We start from the raw sequence: 18,942 nt of genomic DNA on the forward strand, positions 1-18,942 counted from the left end.
CATCCCCCACACACCCATACGCCCCCGCCAGCTCCCCCAACTGCGCCAGCATCCGCGCCCCCAGCACCTCCGCGCGCGTGGCGAGCTGGTTCTCGCGGACGTAGGCGAGCGTCGCCGCGCCCGCGGCCATGGCGAGTTGGTTGCCGCGGAAGGTGCCCGCGTGGGCGCCGGGCTCCCAGACGTCGAGGTCGTCGCGGTAGACGAGCACCGCCAGCGGAAGGCTGCCGCCGATGGCCTTGGAGAGCACCATCACGTCGGGCACGACCCCGCTGTGCTCCACACCCCAGAACGCCCCGGTGCGCCCGACCCCCGTCTGCACCTCGTCGGCGATCAGCGGAATCCCCCGCTCGGCGGTCAGCGCCCGCATCCGCCGCAGCCAGGCGTCCGGCGCGGGCAGCACCCCGCCCTCCCCCTGCACGGGTTCCACGATCATTCCGGCCGGCAGCGGCACCCCGGACTTGGGGTCGTCGAGCAGTGACTCGGTCCAGTGCGCGGCGAGTTCGGCGCCCCGCTCGCCGCCCACCCCGTACGGACAGCGGTAGTCCTGCGGGAACGGCAGCCTGGTGACCCGTACGTCCTGAGCACCGCCCGAGGCCTCCAGGGCCCCCGCGGTCATCCCGTGATACGCCCCCGTGAACGCGAGCATCCCGCTGCGCCCCGTCGCCGTACGCACCAGTTTCAGCGCGGCCTCGACCGCATCCGTCCCGGCGGGGCCGCAGAACTGCACCCGCCCCCGGTCGGCCAGTTCCTTCGGCAGCGTGGCGAACAGCTCGGTGGTGAAGGCGTCCTTGACCGGTGTGGCCAGGTCGAGCACGTGCAGCGGCGCCCCCGAGTCGAGGACGTCGCGGATCGCTTCGAGCACCACCGGATGGTTGTGCCCGAGCGCCAGCGTCCCGGCGCCGGACAGGCAGTCGAGATACCGCCGCCCGTCCGCCCCCTCGATGGTCAGCCCACGGGCCCGTACGGGAACGATCGGCAGGGACCGCGCATAGGTGCGCGCCGACGACTCCCGCGACGACTGCCGCCGCAGAATCCCCTCGGCCCCATGGGCCGCGGCTCCCTCACCGAAGGAGCCCTGCCGCGCAGGAGGCACCCCTCCCCCGTCCCTCCACGGCGGCGCGTCGGCGCTCACCGTCGGCTCGGTCACGGCCACGGCGTTCGGTCCTCCCCTGGTGCGGCGGTGTACGGACGCGGACCCGGCCGCCGTACGCGCCGGACGAACCGGTGGCACGGCGTCGATATCCGCGGACATAAGGGGAGTTGAACGCTGTTCGCGCATCCCCCGTACGTACCAACGACGAGGGGACCGGGGGATCACGGGCGTACGGAAGATCCTTGCCGTGACGGAACCGTTGCCGATCCGTCGGAAGTCCCCAATGGCACCGGCATAGGGTGGTTGCCGCCCGATCCGAGAAACGGGACCGGCACCGTTGCCGGCTCCGACACCGGCGCCGGCTCCGAAATCGACACCCGGCGGCAGCCGGAACAACCAGAAGAACAGCCAGCACAGCCCGACCGAACAGCCCGCACAGCCCGACCAGGGGGAGATCCGGATATGCGACCCATACGCCCGCTGCACGCCGTACGCGCGAGGAGGGGCGCGGGCAGCACCACGACACGCCGTCGCAGCACTCCCCTCTCCGCGCTCGCGCTCTGCGCGGCCCTCGCGCTCACGGCCACCGCCTGCAACGGCGACGACGGCAACGACGCGGCGAACAAGCCGCCTTCGACCGCCACCGACGACAGCATCCAGATCCCCGACGGTCTCAAGGACCGGCTCAAGGAGCACGGGATCGATCTCGATCAGTGGAAGGACGGGGCCTGGAAGAACTGGGACAAGGACCAGTGGCTGCGCGAGGCCGAGGACTTCATCAACCCGATCATCGATGATCTGTGGGATGAGGACCGGATGCGCGACGCGGACAAGCAGCCCGCGAAGCCGGTCGAGGACGACATCTCCGGCGACCAGGGCAAGACCGACCCGACCCCGGCTCCGGTCGAGGCCGCGGCACTGAACACGCCCTACACGGACGCCTCCCCGGCCACCGGCAAGCTCTTCTTCGACGGTCCCGAGGGCTCCATGGTCTGTTCGGCGACGGTCGTCTCCGACCCGGCCAACCCCGGCAAGTCCAACATGGTGTGGACCGCGGGCCACTGTGTGCACGCGGGCCAGGCGGGCGGCTGGTACCGCAACATCATGTTCGTGCCCTCGTACAACAACGAGGGCAAGTCGGCCGCCGAGCTCGAGGGCGCGCCCAAGGAGGAGATGGCTCCGCACGGTCTCTACTGGGCCGACTGGGCGCAGACCTCGCAGCAGTGGATCGAGACCGGCGGCCCGACGGGCGGTGCCGGCGCTCCGTACGACTTCGCCGTGCTGCATGTGAAGCCGGAGAACGACAACGGCAAGTCGCTCGAGGAGACCGTCGGGGGCGCGCTCCCGGTGGAGTTCAAGGCGCCGGCCGTGTCCAGTATCGAGTCGATCACGGCGACCGGCTACCCGGCGGCTCCGCCCTACGACGGCCAGCGCCAGCTCGCCTGCGCCGACAAGCCGGGGCGGCTCTCGCTGACCGCCGAGGACCCGACGATGTACCGCATCGGCTGCACCATGACCGGCGGTTCGTCCGGCGGCGGCTGGGTCGCCGAGGGCGCCGACGGCAAGCCCACGCTTGTCTCCAACACCTCGATCGGCCCGGTGACGGCGGGCTGGCTCGCCGGTCCGCGGCTCGGCGAGGAGGCCAAGGGGATCTACGACGCGGTGAGTGAGAAGTTCGCGGGCTGAGGCCCTGACGCGGGGCGCGTTCCCCTGTTCCAGGACGGAACGCGCCCTGCCCATATCTTCACCCACCCGCCGCCGTGCACCCACAACTCACCGTGCATAGTGGGTTCTCGTGCCCGGAGGCGGCCGCATCGGCGTCGCTTTCTGACGCATCCATGACAGAAGTTCGCATCTCAACGGGGGTCACACCACCATGCGTTCCATCAGACCAACCGCCGTGCGCCTGGCAGCGATAGGCCTTGTCTCGGCGCTCGCGCTCACCGCCTGCGGCGGCGAGGACGACCCGAAGGCGGCCGACAAGCCGTCCACGTCGCAGGGCGCCGACACGGGCTCGGACGACCTGCCGGAGATCCCCGCCGACCTGACCGACCGGCTCAAGAAGCACGGCATCGATCTGGACGAGTGGAAGAAGGGCGGCTGGAAGAACTGGGACAAGGACCAGTGGCTGCGCGAGGCCGAGGACTTCGTCAACCCGGTCATCAAGGACCTCTGGAAGCCTGAGCGCATGGAGGACGCCAAGGACCCGGTCCAGACGATCGACACCAAGGCGGCCTCCAGCAGCGACGCGGGTGTGACCGACCCCGAGCCGGCCTCGGTCGAGGCGCAGGAGGAGAACAAGCCGTACTGGAAGCACGCCGCTCCGGTGGGCAAGATCTTCTTCGACACTCCCGAAGGCGCGGCAGTCTGCTCCGGCACGGTCGTCAAGGACCCCAACAACCCGGGCAAGTCCAACCTGGTGTGGACCGCGGGCCACTGTGTGCACGCGGGCGCCGAGGGCGGCTGGTACCGGAACATCGCGTTCATCCCCGCGTACAACAAGGACGGCAAGTCCCCGGCGGAGCTGCAGAACGCGAGCGCTCAGGACATCGCCCCGTACGGCCAGTTCTGGGCCGACTGGGTCTCGACCTCCGGTGAGTGGATCGACGGCACCACGGCGGCGACGGCCGGTGCCTCGTACGAGTACGACTACGCCGTGCTGCACGTGCAGCCCGAGCAGGGCGGCAAGTCCCTGGAGGAGACGATCGGCACGGCGCTGCCGGTCGACTTCGACGCGCCCTCCGCGACCGAGATCGGCACGATGGGCGCCTGGGGTTACCCGCAGGCTCCGCCGTTCAACGGTGTGCAGATGTTCAAGTGCCTGGACAAGCCGGTGCGCCTGTCGCTGACGCAGTCGGCGCCGACGATGTTCCGGATCGGCTGCACCATGACGGCCGGCTCCTCCGGCGGCGGCTGGTTCCACGTCAAGCCGGACAAGAAGACGTACCTGGTCTCGAACACCTCGATCGGCCCGGCGGGCAGCGCGGGCTGGCTCGCGGGACCGCAACTCGGCCAGGGCGCCGAGCAGTTGTTCCTCCAGATGAGTGAGAAGTACGGCGACAAGTAGGTCCCGGCAGCACAGAAGGCCCGCCTCCCGAAAGGGAAGCGGGCCTTCTGGCGTATCTGTCGGTGGTACGTCAGCCCTTGGCCGGCACGAACGTCGACAGCTCGGCCGCCAACTCCTCGTGCACCAGCGCCTTGAGCAGCGTGCCCTCGCCCGTGTGCTCCTCGGAGAGGACCTCGCCCTCGGCGTGCGCGCGGGCGATGAGCGCGCCCTGCGTGTACGGCACGAGCGCCTCGATCTCGACCGAGGGGTGCGGCAGTTCGGCGTCGATGAGCGCGAGCAGCTTGTCGATGCCCTCGCCCGTACGGGCCGAGACGGCCAGTGCGTACCGCTCGTTGGCCAGCAGGCGCTGCAGGACCACCGGGTCCGCCGCGTCCGCCTTGTTGATCACCACGATCTCCCGGACGTCGGTGGCACCGACATCCCGGATCACCTCGCGTACGGCGGCGAGCTGCTCCTCCGGCGCCGGGTGCGAACCGTCGACCACGTGCAGGATCAGGTCGGACTCGCCGACCTCCTCCATCGTGGAGCGGAACGCCTCGACGAGGTGGTGCGGCAGATGCCGGACGAACCCGACGGTGTCGGCGAGCGTGTAGACCCGGCCGCTCGGCGTCTCCGCCTTGCGGACGGTCGGGTCGAGGGTGGCGAACAGCGCGTTCTCCACCAGCACACCCGCGCCCGTGAGGCGGTTGAGCAGCGAGGACTTGCCCGCGTTGGTGTAGCCGGCGATGGCCACCGACGGCACCTTGTGGCGCTTGCGCTCCTGGCGCTTGATGTCGCGGCCCGTCTTCATCTCCGCGATCTCACGGCGCATCTTCGCCATCTTCTCGCGGATCCGTCGCCGGTCCGTTTCGATCTTGGTCTCACCGGGGCCTCGGGTGGCCATCCCGCCACCGCCGCCGCCACCCATCTGACGGGAGAGCGACTGACCCCAGCCACGCAGCCGCGGCAGCATGTACTGCATCTGCGCGAGCGCGACCTGCGCCTTGCCCTCTCGGGACTTGGCGTGCTGGGCGAAGATGTCGAGGATCAGGGCGGTCCGGTCGACCACCTTGACCTTGACGACGTCCTCGAGATGGATGAGCTGGCCGGGGCTGAGCTCACCGTCGCAGACCACGGTGTCGGCTCCGGTCTCCACGACGATGTCGCGCAGCTCCAGGGCCTTGCCGGAGCCGATGTACGTGGCCGGGTCCGGCTTGTCGCGGCGCTGGAAGACACCGTCGAGCACCTGCGAACCGGCCGTCTCGGCGAGGGCGGCGAGCTCCGCGAGGGAGTTCTCCGCGTCCTGCAGGGTGCCGTCGGTCCAGACACCGACGAGGACCACGCGCTCCAGACGGAGCTGGCGGTACTCGACCTCGGTGACGTCCTCGAGCTCGGTGGACAGACCCGCCACGCGACGCAGGGAGGCTCGCTCGGAACGGTCGTACTGCGCACCGTCCCGCGCGGAGTCGATCTCCTGGCTCCAGGCGACGTCCTCTTCCATCAGGGCTTCGGCCCGAAGTCCTTCGGGGAGGCTCGGCGCGAGGTGGGTGGTCTGGTCCTGCGGGTCCTGCGCGTCCTGGGAAGGGGAAGAGAAGGTCAAGTGGATCCTTTACGTCGAAATGGATGCGGGGCCTGAGTTCGTACGGCTCCCACGCTTGGGTCAACGACTTCCGGTGCCCCAGGATTCCCTGGGCCGCCGTGCGACGTCGACGGCATCGATGGTCGCACGGCACGGGACGTCTCGTCATCCGGCTTTTCCCCGCCCCGGGCGGGTCTCAGTCCCGGCCCGGGGGCTGCTCCGCTGGTTTCCCTAGTCCACCGGATTCGCCTTCCACTGCGGCTTCCCCGGCATGACCGGCGTCTTCTCCCCGTACAGCCATCCCTGGAAGAAGCCGGAGAGGTCCCGTCCGGCGACCCGGGACGCGAGGTGCACGAAGTCCGTGGTCGTGGCCACCCCGTCCGCGAAGGACGCGACCCAGGCGCGCTCCAGGCGGTCGAAGGCCTTCGCGCCGATCTCCTGGCGCAGCGCGTACAGGACGAGCGCGCTGCCGTCGTAGACGACCGGGCGGAAGATGCTGATCTTCTGGCCGTGCGAGGGCCGTTTCGGCGCGGCCGGCGGGCCGCCCATCGCACGCCACGAGTCGGACTGCCGGTACGCGTCGCGCATCCGGTCCTCCAGCGGCTGCCCGGCCTTCTCGTCGGCGTAGAGCGCCTCGTACCAGGAGGCGTGCCCCTCGTTCAGCCACAGGTCGGACCAGGTGCGCGGGCTGACGCTGTTGCCGAACCACTGGTGGGCGAGCTCGTGGACCATGATCGAGTCGACGTACCACTCGGGGAACACGTTCCGCGTGAACAGCGAGCGCTCGAAGAGCGACAGGGTCTGCGTCTCGAGCTCGAAGCCCGTCTCGGCATCGGCGATCAGCACCCCGTACGCCTCGAAGGGGTAGCGCCCGACCTTCTGCTCCATCCATGCGATCTGGTCCGGCGTCTTGCGCAGCCAGCGCTCGAAGAGCTTCCGGTCCTCGGTGGGCACCACATCGCGCACGGGCAGTCCGTGCGGTCCCTTGCGGTGCACGACGGTGGAGCGGCCGATGGCGACCTGGGCCAGCTCGGTCGCCATCGGGTGCACGGTGCGGTACGTCCAGGTGGTGTCGGACCCGGACCGTTCGCGCCCGGCGGCGAGCCCGTTGGTGACGGCGGTGTACTCGCGCGGCGCCGTCACCCGGAAGGTGAACTGGGCCTTGTCCGAGGGGTGGTCGTTGCACGGGAACACCAGATGCGCCGCATCCGCCTGGTTCGCCATGACGAGCCCGTCGCCGGTGCGCACCCAGCCGCCCTCGTACCGCTTGTCGGGGACCGGGTTGCTGGTGTGGTGCACGGTGATCCGCATCCGGCTGCCGGCGGGCAGCTCCCGGGCGGGCGTGACGATCAGATCCTCACCCATGCTCGCGAACGCCGCCTTGGCGCCGTTGACCTCGACGGAACGCACCTCGCCCTGCGCGAAGTCGAGGTTGACGCGGTCGAGGGAATCGGTGGCCACCGCGTCGATCTTCGTGACGGCGTCGAGGGGGTCCAGGTTGGAGCCGCCGTAGCTGAACGAGAGGTCGTACGCCTGGACGTCGTATCCGGGGTTGCCCAGGTGCGGGAAGAGCGGGTCGCCGATGCCGAGCGGCGCGGCGGGCGAGGGCGCGCTCGCGGCGAGCAGGGAAAGGGAGGCGGCGGCCAGGAGCGCGGCCTTGAGACGGGGCTTGAGCAGCATGGATTACGGCTATCAGCGCGCGCTCCGTCGGCGTCGACGGCGCGAGCACGACCCACCCGAACGAGGCCCTCGTCCAGACTACGAAGTCGCCGCCGCCCGGTGCTGCGCCCGGCTCACGTCGTACACGCCGGCGACCTTGCGCATCGCCCGCATCAGGCCCGGAAGGCGTGCGGCGTCGGGGAGTTGCAGCGTGTACGTATGGCGTACGCGGCCCTCGGTGGGCGGTTCGACCGTCGCCGAGACGATCGCGACGCCCTCGACCGCGATGGCCTCGGTCAGATCGGCGAGCAGATGCGGGCGCCCGAAGGACTCGGCGGTGAGCGTCACGCGGCACGACGCCGAGTCCACCCAGCGCACTCCGACGGGCCCGCGCCCGAGCCCGGCCATCCGGCCCACCGCGGGACAGCCGACGCGGTGCACGGTCACCACGTTGCCGCGGACCGCGAACCCGGTGACGGCATCGGGCGGCACCGGCGTACAGCACCCCGCGAGCCGGACCGAGGCGCCGGGCAGATCGACGACCGCGTTGGCCGCGCTGTGCCGTGCGCCCGCGACCGTGAGCCCGGGCCTGGGTTCCGCGGATTCGGGCGCTTCCCGACGGTCGGGGTGCTCGGCGAACCAGCTCTTGATCGCGATACGGGCGGCCGGTGTACGGGCGTGGTCCAGCCACTCGGCATCGGGCCCGGACCCCGTCTCGCGCGGTGCGAGCAGGATCTGCACGGTGTCGCCGTCACGCAGGGCCGTACTGAGCGTGGTGAGCCGGTCGTTGACCCGTACGCCGATACAGAAGTGCGCGCCCGCGCCGTACTGGGCGTAGGCCGCGTCCACACAGGTCGCGCCCGCGGGCAGCCCGAGTGTGCCGCCGTCGGAGCGGTACACGGTGATCTCCCGGTCCTGGGAGAGCTCTTCGCGCAGCGAGGACCAGAACGTGTCCGGATCGGGCGCGGCCTGCTGCCAGTCGAGCAGCCGGGAGAGCCAGCCGGGCCGGGTGGGGTCGGCGCGCTCGCCGTCGGGCGCGGGCTCCTCCGACTCCGACACGGGCTGCGCGTACGGATTGCCGAGGGCGACGACGCCGGCCTCGGCGACCTTGTGCATCTGGTGCGTACGGATGAGGACTTCGGCCACATCGCCGCCGTCGCGGCCCACGACCGCGGTGTGCAGCGACTGGTAGAGGTTGAACTTGGGCACGGCGATGAAGTCCTTGAACTCCGAGACCACCGGCGTGAAGCAGGTGTGCAGCTCGCCGAGCACGCCATAGCAGTCCGCGTCCTCGTTCACGAGCACGAGCAGGCGCCCGAAATCGGCACCGCGCAGCTCGCCGCGTTTCATGCGGACCCGGTGCACCGAGACGAAGTGCCGCGGCCTGATGAGGACTTCGGCCTCGATATCGGCCTCGCGCAGCACGTTCCGTACGTCGTCGGCGACGGCCGCCAGGGGGTTGCCGCCGCGCTCGTTCTCGTCGATCAGCGCCTTGGTCTTCGCGTACTCCTCGGGGTGCAGGATCGCGAAGACCAGGTCCTCGAGCTCGGTCTTCAGGGCCTGGACGCCGAGTCGTTCGGCGAGCGGGATCAGGACGTCCCGGGTCACCTTGGCGATACGTGCCTGCTTCTCGGGGCGCATCACGCCGAGGGTGCGCATGTTGTGCAGCCGGTCGGCGAGCTTGATGGACATCACGCGCACGTCGTTGCCGGTCGCGACGAGCATCTTGCGGAAGGTCTCGGGCTCGGCGGCGGCGCCGTAGTCGATCTTCTCCACCTTCGTGACGCCGTCGACGAGATAGCAGACCTCGTCGCCGAACCCGTCCCGCACCTGATCGAGCGTCACCTCGGTGTCCTCGACCGTGTCATGAAGCAGCGAGGCGACCAACGTCGTGGTCTCCGCGCCGAGTTGGGCGAGGATCAGCGTCACGGCGAGCGGGTGGGTGATGTACGGCTCACCGCTCTTGCGCATCTGCCCGCGGTGCGAGGACTCGGCGAGGACGTAGGCACGGCGCAGGGCGTCGATCTCGGCGTCGGGATAGTGGGCGCGATGCGCCTCGACCACATGGCCGATGGCGTCGGGCAGCCGGCCGCGCGAGGCGGAGCCGCGCATGGCGGCCCGCCCGAGGCGGCGCAGATCGAGCCGGGACCGGACACGCTTGCGGGGCGCTCCCGGGCTTACGGGGCCTGTCGCCTCTGCACTCATCCTGTGCACCTCCGGCTGCGTCGACCGGCACCCTCGTGAACGGGGCGACGCGTCCATGGTGCGGACCCTGTTGCATGAACCGCTGACACATGAACCGCGCCGTCCGGGCCGGTGCTTGATGCTACCGACCCCATCACGCGCCGCTCACCGGCTCTCGCCCAGCGTGAAACGGATCACCCATTCGAGCGAAGGTTCAGGCGCCAAGGTTTTCGAACCACTCGGAACTGATCTCGCCCTCGGCAACGATCACCGCGGGGCCGGTCATCTCGATTTCTCCGTCGACCCGCTCGGTGATCACGAGGCGTCCACCGGGCAGATCGATCGTGTACGTGACGGGGGCCCCGGTCACTGCCGGGTCGAGCCCGTCGCGCCGCGCCGTGGCCACGGCCACCGCGCACGCTCCCGTACCGCAGGAGCGGGTCTCTCCGACGCCGCGCTCGTGCACGCGCATGGCGACATGGCGCTCGCCGCGGTCGACGACGAACTCCACGTTGACACCGTCCGGGTAGACCCCGGCAGGCGCCGTGAGCGGTGCCGTGAACAGGTGGCCCGCCTGGTCGAGGTCGTCGACGAAGGCGACGGCGTGCGGGTTGCCCATGTTCACGTTGCGCGCGGGCCAGCTGTGCTCGCCGACGGTGACGGTGGCCTGCTCCTCGGGGAAGGCGGCCTTGCCCATGGACACGGTGATATCGCCGTCCTTGGCGATGTGCACCCGCTTGATCCCACCGCGGGTGGCGACCGCGAGATCGCCGGCCTCGACGTGCCCGGCGCGCTGCAGATAGTGGGCGAAGACCCGTACGCCATTGCCGCACATCTCGGCGACGGACCCGTCACCGTTGCGGTAGTCCATGAACCACTCGGCCTCGCCCGCCATGTGCTTGGCCTCGGGGTGCGCGGCCGAGCGCACCACGTGCAGCAGACCGTCGCCGCCGAGTCCGGCACGCCGGTCGCAGAGCACGGCGACGGCGTCCGGGCCGAGCTCGATGGCATTGTCCGGGTCGGGCACGATCACGAAGTCGTTCTGAGTGCCGTGACCCTTGAGGAAGGCGATGCTCATCCCTCGATCGTACGGGGTGGGCGCCCACAGCCTCCGGCCGCGGTCGGCGCACCCGGGACGCGCTGGTCAGCGCAGCCGGGCGACCCGCCAGACGGCCAGGACGGCGAGCACGCCGACGACCGCCGTGTAGGCGATGACGACCCGCCAGTCCGGACGGTGTCCGGAGCCTCGGACAGGAAGACCCGGCCAGGTGTGACCGACGCGACGGGCGGCCATCACGCCCCAGCCGGCCGCGCAGCAGCTGATCAGGAGGCCGAGCATGGCCACCACCGCGCCGCCGTCGCCGAACTCGAAGGCGAGCGGGAACGCGAACATCAGCGAGCCGAGGGTCGCGAGGACCACGATCGGCGCGATCTGCCAGATCCGGAGCTTGCGCTGCGGGCGCAGCTCGACCTCGACCTCGGAACCGGCCAGTGCGGCCGCCTCTTCGGCGGGATCGGGACCGTCGGGCACCACGCCGCCGCCTTCGTCCGCCTGCTCGGGCGGGTTCACGCCCTGCTCAGGCTCCGATTGCGGACCATCGGGGCTCAACTGCCCCTGGTCCTCATGTGCGGTGTCGCGAGGGCCGGCCTCCATCGCCACGCGCCCTCCCAACTGGACTCCACGATCGATCGAAGCTTGATGATGGCACGGGCGGTCAGGCCCGGATGACCGCCGGAGCGTCCCGATGCCATCACGTGATCAGGCTGTGACCGCTCGTTCGACCAACGCCATTGCACGGTCCGGGAGTTCCCCGCGGTCGGCCGCGGCGCCGCTGAGCCAGTGCACCCGCGGGTCGCGCCGGAACCAGGAGTCCTGGCGGCGCGCGAAGCGCTTGGTGGCGCGCACGGTCTCGGCACGGGCCTCGTCCTCGGTGCACTCCCCCGCGAAGGCGGCGAGCACCTGCTGGTAGCCGAGCGCGCGTGCGGCCGTACGGCCCTCGCGCAGGCCCTGGGCCTCGAGGGCGCGCACCTCGGCCACGAGACCCGCCTCCCACATGCGGTCGACGCGCAGCGCGATCCGCTCGTCCAGCTCGGGGCGGGCGACGTCGACGCCGATCTGCACGGTGTCGTACACGGAGTCGTGGCCCGGCAGGTTCGCCGTGAACGGCTGTCCGGTGATCTCGATGACCTCGAGGGCACGCACGATGCGCCGGCCGTTGCTCGGCAGGATCGCCTTGGCCGCGTCGGGATCGGCGGCGGCGAGCCGGGCGTGCAGGGCGCCGGAGCCGCGCAGCGCGAGCTCCTCCTCGAGGCGGGCGCGCACCGCCGGATCCGTACCGGGGAATTCGAGCTGGTCGACGGCGCCGCGCACATAGAGGCCGGAGCCACCGACGAGCACCGGCCAGCGGCCCTCGGCGAGCAGCCGGTCGATCTCGGCGCGGGCCAGCTTCTGGTACTCGGCGACGCTGGCGGCCTCCGTCACGTCCCAGATGTCCAGGAGGTGGTGCGGAATGTCCGCGCGCTCCTCGGGCGTCAGCTTGGCGGTGCCGATGTCCATCCCACGGTAGAGCTGCATGGAGTCCGCGTTGACGACTTCGCCCCCGAGTTCGCGTGCGAGGAAGACGCCGAGATCCGACTTGCCGGCGGCGGTGGGCCCGACTACGGCGATGACACGGGGCCCTGAAGCGGGCGCGACTGCTGCGGTACTCACCGGACCAGTCTGGCAGGCGCCCGGCAAGTCCTCGAACGAGCTACGTGACACCACGCCTTCCCCTTCGTTGCCTGTTGCGAGGTTTCGGCCGCCGGTTTCGAGGACCGGAGGCCCGGACGTCACAAGGCGACGCACCGGGCGGCGCGGGATTTCCCTCACACGAGTACGGTTTGGAGTAGAAATGGGCGTTTTTTCACGGTTCCGTCGCAAGGGCACGGAGACCGAGGCCGCGTCAACGGCGGAGGGTTCGACGGCCACTCTGACGGCCGAGCCCGAAGCGGAGCACGCGGCCGAGGCCGATGCCACCGCCGAGGCCGAGACCGATGCGGCAGCGGAACCGGCCGAGAAGGCCGCCGAGGAGGCCACCGCCGCCGAGGGAGTGGAGATCCCGAAGCAGCAGTCGGCCGAGCAGGCGGCGGACAACGAGGCCGGTGAAGGCGCCCGCAAGTAGCCGTCCGCGCACGCGGCGGTCCGACGAAGAAGGTGCGAAAAGCCATGGGCCTCCTTGACACGCTGAAGGCCAAGCTCGCCCCGGCCAAGGACAAGGCCGCGGGCCTTGCCAAGGAGCACGGGGGCAAGATCGAGCAGGGTCTGGACAAGGCCGCGAAGGCGGTCGACGAGAAGACCAAGGGCAAGTACAGCGACAAGATCCAGTCGGGTACCGGCAAGGCGAAGGACGCGCTTGACCGGCTGTCCGAGGGGTCCGGCGCGGGTGCCGCTTCCGACGGGTCTCCTGCTCAGGGGCCCGGTACGCCGCCGCCTGCCCAGGGACCCGGCGCGCCGCCTCCTGCTCAGGGGCCTGGTACGCCTCCGGCTGCCGGCGGGACCACGCCGACTCCGCCGGCCTCCTGACAGGGCTGACCGCTGACGGCCGTGGGGCGTACGTGCCCCGCGGCCGTCGACGCACGCGGGGGGTGGGGCCGGATGGAGGCCGGCGCGGTCAGGACGGAGGCCGGCCCGGTCAGGACCAGGCCGCGACCAGGTAACCGACGCCGTAGGGCGCCTCGTCGTACAGCAGCGTGCCGCTCAGGTCCGCGCCCTCGGCCGCGCCGGCAAGCACCTGCCAGGGGGCCCGGCCGGCCGCCTTGAGCTCGTACGCGAGCTCCGCGTCCAGCGCCTTGAGCGCGGGCAGGTCCGCCGCCCCGAGGGCGCGGGCCACCTCGGCGTCGAAGGGCTCGGCGCGCTCGTCCAGGTAACCGGGGGCCTTCAGGGTCCGGCAGGCACTCGCGTCGCCCATGACGAGCAGCGCCACGCGCTCGGCCTGGACGGCGAGTTCGGATCCGACCTCGAAGCAGCGCTCGGGCGCGAGCGGCTCGCCGACGCCGAGACCTTCGACGGGTCCGGCCCATCGCGCCCGCTCCAGGAGCCAGGCGGCCACGGCGAGCGAGACCGGCAGGCCCCCGTCCTTGGCCTCCCCGCTCCCCAGTTGTACGGCGGCGTCCACGCCGAAGCCCTCGAAGGTCCCGGTCGTCCCCTGCGGATGCGGGCCCCGCCCGCTCTGCTCGGCCGGGCCGACGACGATCAGCCGGTCGGGCCGGGCGGCGGCGAGCACACCGATCGCGTCCGCGCAGGCGGCACGGGCGGCATCGAGCTCAGCGGCCGCTCCCGCGGCCACGGCGGGTACCAGGAGCGGCGGACAGGGGCAGACGGCTGCGGCGACGAGCATGATCGGCAGGGTACCGGGCGCGCGTACCCGTGTGGGCTTCCCCCTGGGCCGGGCGGACGGACGGCACGGGCGGGAGCGGGCGGCTCAGCCCGCGCTGCCGCCCCACCCGGGAGCGGGCGGCTCAGCCCGCGCCGCCGCCCCACCACTTCCCGCCGCCGCGCTGCGCCCGCTTCGCCGCCTTCTCGGCGGCCTTGCGGGCCGCTCGCTCCTCGGCCTCCGCGCGCCGCAGTGCCTGGCGTTCCTCGGCCTCCGCCGCGCGCTGGGCCGCGGCCGCCTTCTCCGCCTGGACGCTGTCGTACAGCAGCTCCCCCACCGAGAAGCGGCAGCCGTAGTTCCGCATCGAGCCCTCGCTGACGAGCAGGAAGCCCTCGTCCGTGCGGTAGAGGCGGGTGGCCGAGGGGTTCATCGGGTGCTGCGGCACATAGCCGCGGGCCCGCTTCTCCAGCTCGACGAGCGCCTCTTCCCGTGTGCCCTCGACGTGGTCGAGCACGTTGGCCGCGTACGCCTTGCGCTCGCCCATCCCGTCGGTCTCCTCGACGATCAGGCCCCACCACGTGCTCATACGGTCCCCCCGTGGTTCATCAGCGCGTCAGATCAGTGACGACTCGGCGACGACCGATCTGACGCGCTGATCAGCAGCGTTCGGTTCAGTCGCAGCCGCAACCCGAACCCGCAGGTGCGGGCGAGGGGGCCGGGGCGCCGATCGTCGGCAGGCCCAGCATCACGCCCGCGGTGGCCGGTGCGGGGGCGGCGTTGCGCTTCTCCCAGGCGTCGCCCGCGCGCGTACGGCGGACCGCGAGGACCGGGCCCTCGGCGAGAAGGTGGTGCGGCGCCGCGTAAGTGATCTCGACCGTCACCACGTCACCGGGGCGCACCTCTTCATCCGGCTTCGTGAAGTGGACGAGACGGTTGTCGGGCGCGCGGCCCGACAGCCGGTGCGTGGAGTCGTCCTTGCGGCCCTCGCCCTCGGCGACCATCAGGTCAAGGGTGCGGCCGACCTGCTTCTTGTTCTCGTCCCAGGAGATCTCCTCCTGGAGCGCGACCAGGCGCATGTAGCGCTCCTGGACGACCTCCTTCGGGATCTGGCCCTCCATGTCGGCGGCCGGGGTTCCGGGGCGCTTGGAGTACTGGAACGTGAACGCGTTGGTGAAGCGCGCCTCGCGGACGACGTGCATGGTCTGCTCGAAGTCCTCCTCGGTCTCCCCGGGGAAGCCGACGATGATGTCGGTCGAGATCGCGGCGTCCGGCATGGCGGCGCGCACCTTCTCGATGATCCCGAGGAAGCGCTCCTGGCGGTACGAGCGGCGCATCGCCTTGAGGATCGTGTCCGAGCCCGACTGAAGCGGCATGTGCAGCTGCGGCATGACGTTCGGGGTCTCGGCCATCGCCGCGATCACGTCGTCGGTGAAGTCGCGGGGGTGCGGAGAGGTGAAGCGGACGCGCTCCAGGCCCTCGATCTCGCCGCAGGCGCGAAGGAGCTTGCTGAAGGCCTCGCGGTCGCCGAGGTCGGAACCGTAGGCGTTGACATTCTGGCCGAGCAGGGTGATCTCCGAGACGCCCTCGGCGACCAGGGCCTCCACCTCGGCGAGGATGTCGCCGGGCCGGCGGTCCTCCTCCTTGCCGCGCAGGGCGGGGACGATGCAGAAGGTGCAGGTGTTGTTGCAGCCGACGGAGATCGACACCCAGGCCGCGTACGCGCTCTCGCGCCGGGTCGGCAGCGTGGACGGGAAGGCCTCGAGCGACTCGGCGATCTCGACCTGGGCCTCTTCCTGGATCCGCGCCCGCTCGAGCAGCGCCGGCAGCTTGCCGATGTTGTGCGTGCCGAAGACCACGTCGACCCAGGGGGCCCGCTTCACGATGGTGTCGCGGTCCTTCTGCGCGAGGCAGCCGCCGACGGCGATCTGCATGCCGGGGCGCGTGGTCTTGCGGGGAGCGAGGCGTCCGAGGTTGCCGTACAGCTTGTTGTCGGCGTTCTCCCGTACCGCGCAGGTGTTGAACACGACGACATCCGCGTCGCCGTCGGCGCCCTCCGGCGCGCGGACGTAACCGGCGTCCTCCAGGAGCCCGGAGAGCCGCTCGCTGTCGTGGACGTTCATCTGACAGCCGTAGGTCTTCACTTCGTACGTGCGCGGGGATGCCGACATGCCAGAGATCAGTCCAAACGAGGGTCTACGGGATCCGGCGCCGGGTCCGGACAGGTCCGGAGCCGGGGCCGGAGGGGTCCGGGGGCTGCATGGGCCGTCGCCTGCGGACGGCGGCCGGTCATCCAGTTTACGAGGCCGGGCGAGCGGGCTTGGTCGTCAGCGGGAAAGCCCGTGAATGCGCGGAGGGCAACGGTCTGATCACCGCTGCCCTCCGCGCATTCAGTACATGCCTGGCGGCTATGTGCCCCCGCCGCCGCTGCCGTCTCCGAACGATCCGCGCACGCCACCTGCGTTCAGGTGCGCTGCCGGAGGTTCCTCACCCGTCCCGGCGCCCAGCACCGCCCCCGTGCTCTTCTTCGCCCGCCGCAGCCGCTTCTCCAGCCACGCCGCGAACGAGGTCAGCGCGAAGTTGAGCGCCACGAAGATCAACGCGATCACGATGAACGTGGGGATCGGATTGCCGAAGAACCCCGAGATGGTCTTCCGGGAGTTGAGGAGCTCGGTGAAGTTCAGCATCACGCCGCCGAGCGCGGTGTCCTTGAGGATCACCACGAGCTGGCTGACGATCGCCGGCAGCATCGCCGTCACGGCCTGCGGCAGCAGCACGGACCGCATGACCTGGCCCTTGCGCAGACCGATTGCCTTGGCCGCCTCGGTCTGTCCCTTGGGCAGGGACAGGATGCCCGCCCGGACGATCTCGGCGAGGACGGAGGCGTTGTACAGCACCAGGCCGGTGACCACCGCGTAGAGCGGCCGGACCTCGGAACTGATGGTCAGCGACCAGTACTGCGAGAAGTATTCGTTGGCGAACACCATGAGGATCAGGACCGGGATCGCGCGGAACAGCTCCACGATGAACGTGGCGGGAGCCCGCACCCAGCGGTGATCGGAGAGCCGGGCTATGCCGAGCACGGCTCCGAGCGGCAGGGCGATCACCATCGACAGCGCGGCGGCCTTGAGTGTGTTGGCCAGCGCCGGCAGCAGGTAGGTCGTCCACACGTCGGCGGTGAGGAAGGGCTCCCACTTCGCCCACACCCACTGGTCCGTATCGCCCATGAGCTTGATCGCCCACCAGGCGACCAGGGCGAAAAGGACCACGAAGACTGCCGAGAAGATGAGGTTGCGCCGCTTGGCCTTGGGGCCGGGGATGTCGTACAGAACCGAGCTCATCGCTTCACCGCCACGCGCTTGCCGAACCAGCCGAGGAGAAGGCCCGTCGGCAGGGTGAGAATCACGAATCCGAGCGCGAAGATCGCAACGGTCGCATAGAGCTGCGCCTCGGTCTCGACGATCTCCTTCATCAGGAGGCCTGCCTCTGCCACACCGATCGCGGCAGCGATCGTGGTGTTCTTCGTCAGGGCGATGAGGACGTTGGTCAGCGGGGCCACGACCGAACGGAACGCCTGGGGCAGCACCACCAGGGTCAGCACCTGGGTGAAGTTCAGACCGATGGCCCGGGCCGCCTCGGCCTGCCCGACCGGCACCGTGTTGATGCCGGAGCGGATCGCCTCGCAGACGAATGCGGCGTGGTAGACGATCAGGCCGAGCACCGCGAGACGGAAGCCCTGGGCCTTGAGGTCGTCGGGGGCGCCCAGCGTGATGTGGAAGGTGTCGGCGAGGCCGAGCGAGGTGAAGACGATGATGACGGTCAGCGGGATGTTCCGCACCACGTTCACGTAGACGGTCCCGAAGCCGCGCATCAGCGGAACCGGGCTGACACGCATCGCGGCGAGGAGCGTGCCCCACACCAGGGACCCTATGCCGGAGAAGACGGTCAGCTGCACCGTCGTCCAGAACGACCCGAGCAGGTCGTAGCCTTCAAGAAAGTCGAACACGATCTCCCGCGCTTCCGCGTGTCGTTGGCCGGACGCGCCACCCGGGCTGTGTCTTCACAAGCCGGGTGGCGCGCCGTCGAAATGCCGCGGCCGCGGGATCCGGGCATCAGCCCGGTCAGGTCCTCAATGGCCGCTGGTCAAGGGTTACTTGACGATGTTGCCGATCTTCGGGGCGGGCTCGTTCTTGTAGCCGGCCGGGCCGAAGTTGTCATCGACGGCCTTCTGCCAGGCGCCATCGGCAACCATCTTCTCGAGGGCCGTGTTGATCTTGTCCTTGAGGGCGGTGTTGCCGTCCTTGACGCCGATGCCGTAGTTCTCGTTGCTGAGCTTCAGGCCGGCCAGCTTGAACTTGCCCTTGTACTGCTCCTGCGAGGCGTAACCCGCGAGGATCGAGTCGTCGGTGGTCAGCGCGTCGATGCTGCCGCCCGCGAGACCCTCGAGGCACTCGGAGTAGGTGCTGAGCTCCTTGAGCTGCGCCTTCGGAGCGATCTCCTTCTTGACGTTCTGCGCGGAGGTCGAACCCGACACCGAGCAGAGCTTCTTGCCGTTGAGGTCCGTGCCTTCCTTGATGTCGGAGTCCGAGGCGACAAGGAGGTCCTGGTGGGCCAGGAGGTACGGACCGGCGAAGTCGACCAGCTTGTCGCGCTCGTCGTTGATCGAGTACGAGGCGGCGATGAACTCGACGTCACCGCGCTTGAGAGCGGTCTCGCGGTCGGCGCTCGGCGTCTCGACGAACTCGATCTGGTCCTCGGAGTAGCCGAGCTCCTTGGCCACGAACGTGGCGACGTCGACATCGAAGCCCGCGAAGCTGCCGTCCGGCGCCTTCTGGCCGATGCCCGGCTGGTCGTACTTGATGCCGATCTTGATCGACTTGCTGCCGCCGCTGCTGTCGGAGCCCGAACCGCCCTTGTCCTTCTTGCCGCCGTCACCGCAGGCGGTGGCGGTCAGCGCGAGCGCGAGAACGGAGATGGTGGCGATACCGGCTTTGCGGAGCTTCATGATGAACATCCTTTGCGTTTCGGTGAG

Annotated in this window: 17 protein-coding genes; 4 read left to right on the forward strand and 13 right to left on the reverse strand. The window is 70.4% G+C overall.

Going from position 1 to position 18,942, the window contains the following annotated elements; translation table 11 throughout:
• Positions 1–1,153 (reverse strand): aminotransferase class III-fold pyridoxal phosphate-dependent enzyme (locus G6045_RS20200; RefSeq protein WP_165333420.1); only part of this gene is annotated, 1,153 nt, incomplete at its 3' end.
• A 402-nt stretch (positions 1,154–1,555) separates the two neighbouring features.
• Here G6045_RS20200 and G6045_RS20205 point away from each other — a divergent pair.
• Together G6045_RS20205 and G6045_RS20210 are read left to right on the forward strand one after the other, a co-directional pair.
• Positions 1,556–2,779: a trypsin-like serine peptidase gene (locus G6045_RS20205; RefSeq protein WP_165333421.1), complete on the forward strand. Its 1,224-nt coding sequence runs from the start codon at positions 1,556–1,558 to the stop codon at positions 2,777–2,779.
• Positions 2,780–2,969: 190 nt separating this feature from the next.
• Positions 2,970–4,160 (forward strand): trypsin-like serine peptidase, encoded by a 1,191-nt coding sequence (locus G6045_RS20210; protein WP_165333422.1) that lies wholly within the window; start codon positions 2,970–2,972, stop codon positions 4,158–4,160.
• A 70-nt stretch (positions 4,161–4,230) separates the two neighbouring features.
• Here the strand turns inward: G6045_RS20210 and hflX are convergent, their stop codons facing one another.
• The 6 genes from hflX to miaA form a co-directional block, all read right to left on the reverse strand.
• Positions 4,231–5,739, reverse strand: a complete 1,509-nt coding sequence (hflX, locus tag G6045_RS20215) for a GTPase HflX (protein WP_165333423.1) — start codon at positions 5,737–5,739, stop codon at positions 4,231–4,233.
• A gap of 210 nt (positions 5,740–5,949) precedes the next feature.
• Positions 5,950–7,398, reverse strand: coding sequence for a M1 family metallopeptidase (locus tag G6045_RS20220; protein ID WP_165333424.1), 1,449 nt, complete (start codon positions 7,396–7,398; stop codon positions 5,950–5,952).
• Between the two features lie 78 nt (positions 7,399–7,476).
• The gene (locus G6045_RS20225; protein ID WP_165333425.1) at positions 7,477–9,582 is read right to left on the reverse strand and encodes a RelA/SpoT family protein; all 2,106 of its coding nucleotides are present in this window, start codon (positions 9,580–9,582) and stop codon (positions 7,477–7,479) included.
• A 193-nt stretch (positions 9,583–9,775) separates the two neighbouring features.
• Positions 9,776–10,639: a diaminopimelate epimerase gene (gene dapF / locus G6045_RS20230; RefSeq protein ID WP_165333426.1), complete on the reverse strand. Its 864-nt coding sequence runs from the start codon at positions 10,637–10,639 to the stop codon at positions 9,776–9,778.
• 66 nt (positions 10,640–10,705) lie between these two features.
• Positions 10,706–11,215: a hypothetical protein gene (locus G6045_RS20235; protein WP_165333446.1), complete on the reverse strand. Its 510-nt coding sequence runs from the start codon at positions 11,213–11,215 to the stop codon at positions 10,706–10,708.
• Positions 11,216–11,320: 105 nt separating this feature from the next.
• Positions 11,321–12,271, reverse strand: coding sequence for a tRNA (adenosine(37)-N6)-dimethylallyltransferase MiaA (miaA, locus tag G6045_RS20240; RefSeq protein ID WP_165333427.1), 951 nt, complete (start codon positions 12,269–12,271; stop codon positions 11,321–11,323).
• A 181-nt stretch (positions 12,272–12,452) separates the two neighbouring features.
• Here miaA and G6045_RS20245 point away from each other — a divergent pair, with 181 nt between their 5' ends.
• Together G6045_RS20245 and G6045_RS20250 are read left to right on the forward strand one after the other, a co-directional pair.
• On the forward strand, positions 12,453–12,722 hold the full coding sequence (locus G6045_RS20245; protein WP_165333428.1) for a hypothetical protein: 270 nt from the start codon (positions 12,453–12,455) through the stop codon (positions 12,720–12,722).
• Positions 12,723–12,766: 44 nt separating this feature from the next.
• A complete protein-coding gene (locus G6045_RS20250; RefSeq protein ID WP_165333429.1) occupies positions 12,767–13,123 on the forward strand; it encodes an antitoxin in 357 nt (118 codons plus the stop codon).
• Between the two features lie 109 nt (positions 13,124–13,232).
• On the opposite strand, the gene G6045_RS20255 is transcribed toward G6045_RS20250, so the two are convergent.
• The 6 genes from G6045_RS20255 to G6045_RS20280 form a co-directional block, all read right to left on the reverse strand.
• Complete coding sequence (locus G6045_RS20255; RefSeq protein ID WP_165333430.1) at positions 13,233–13,937, reverse strand: class III extradiol dioxygenase subunit B-like domain-containing protein; 705 nt, start codon at positions 13,935–13,937, stop codon at positions 13,233–13,235.
• 121 nt (positions 13,938–14,058) lie between these two features.
• Positions 14,059–14,499 carry a hypothetical protein gene (locus tag G6045_RS20260; RefSeq protein WP_165333431.1) on the reverse strand — a complete coding sequence of 147 codons (441 nt, stop codon included), beginning with the start codon at positions 14,497–14,499 and terminating at the stop codon, positions 14,059–14,061.
• A gap of 85 nt (positions 14,500–14,584) precedes the next feature.
• On the reverse strand, positions 14,585–16,081 hold the full coding sequence (miaB, locus tag G6045_RS20265) for a tRNA (N6-isopentenyl adenosine(37)-C2)-methylthiotransferase MiaB (protein ID WP_165333432.1): 1,497 nt from the start codon (positions 16,079–16,081) through the stop codon (positions 14,585–14,587).
• Between the two features lie 237 nt (positions 16,082–16,318).
• Entirely contained in the window at positions 16,319–17,251 is a 933-nt protein-coding gene (locus tag G6045_RS20270; protein ID WP_165333433.1) for an amino acid ABC transporter permease, read from the reverse strand.
• On the reverse strand, positions 17,248–17,916 hold the full coding sequence (locus tag G6045_RS20275; protein ID WP_165333434.1) for an amino acid ABC transporter permease: 669 nt from the start codon (positions 17,914–17,916) through the stop codon (positions 17,248–17,250). Before G6045_RS20275 ends, G6045_RS20270 begins: the two co-directional genes overlap by 4 nt.
• 144 nt (positions 17,917–18,060) lie before the next feature.
• A complete protein-coding gene (locus G6045_RS20280; protein WP_165333435.1) occupies positions 18,061–18,915 on the reverse strand; it encodes a glutamate ABC transporter substrate-binding protein in 855 nt (284 codons plus the stop codon).
• Positions 18,916–18,942 lie beyond the last annotated feature (27 nt).

The sequence above is a fragment of the Streptomyces mesophilus genome, assembly GCF_011044995.1.
Taxonomy (GTDB): Bacteria; Actinomycetota; Actinomycetes; order Streptomycetales; family Streptomycetaceae; genus Streptomyces; species Streptomyces mesophilus.

Bases quoted from the DNA above. Each gene is read 5' to 3' on its own strand.
- G6045_RS20205 (WP_165333421.1), top strand. From the start codon at position 1,556: ATGCGACCCATACGCCCGCTGCACGCCGTACGCGCGAGGAGGGGCGCG.
- G6045_RS20210 (WP_165333422.1), top strand. From the start codon at position 2,970: ATGCGTTCCATCAGACCAACCGCCGTGCGCCTGGCAGCGATAGGCCTT.
- G6045_RS20220 (WP_165333424.1), bottom strand. From the start codon at position 7,398: ATGCTGCTCAAGCCCCGTCTCAAGGCCGCGCTCCTGGCCGCCGCCTCC.
- G6045_RS20225 (WP_165333425.1), bottom strand. From the start codon at position 9,582: ATGAGTGCAGAGGCGACAGGCCCCGTAAGCCCGGGAGCGCCCCGCAAG.
- dapF (WP_165333426.1), bottom strand. From the start codon at position 10,639: ATGAGCATCGCCTTCCTCAAGGGTCACGGCACTCAGAACGACTTCGTG.
- G6045_RS20235 (WP_165333446.1), bottom strand. From the start codon at position 11,215: ATGGAGGCCGGCCCTCGCGACACCGCACATGAGGACCAGGGGCAGTTG.
- G6045_RS20245 (WP_165333428.1), top strand. From the start codon at position 12,453: ATGGGCGTTTTTTCACGGTTCCGTCGCAAGGGCACGGAGACCGAGGCC.
- G6045_RS20250 (WP_165333429.1), top strand. From the start codon at position 12,767: ATGGGCCTCCTTGACACGCTGAAGGCCAAGCTCGCCCCGGCCAAGGAC.
- G6045_RS20255 (WP_165333430.1), bottom strand. From the start codon at position 13,937: ATGCTCGTCGCCGCAGCCGTCTGCCCCTGTCCGCCGCTCCTGGTACCC.
- G6045_RS20260 (WP_165333431.1), bottom strand. From the start codon at position 14,499: ATGAGCACGTGGTGGGGCCTGATCGTCGAGGAGACCGACGGGATGGGC.
- miaB (WP_165333432.1), bottom strand. From the start codon at position 16,081: ATGTCGGCATCCCCGCGCACGTACGAAGTGAAGACCTACGGCTGTCAG.
- G6045_RS20270 (WP_165333433.1), bottom strand. From the start codon at position 17,251: ATGAGCTCGGTTCTGTACGACATCCCCGGCCCCAAGGCCAAGCGGCGC.
- G6045_RS20280 (WP_165333435.1), bottom strand. From the start codon at position 18,915: ATGAAGCTCCGCAAAGCCGGTATCGCCACCATCTCCGTTCTCGCGCTC.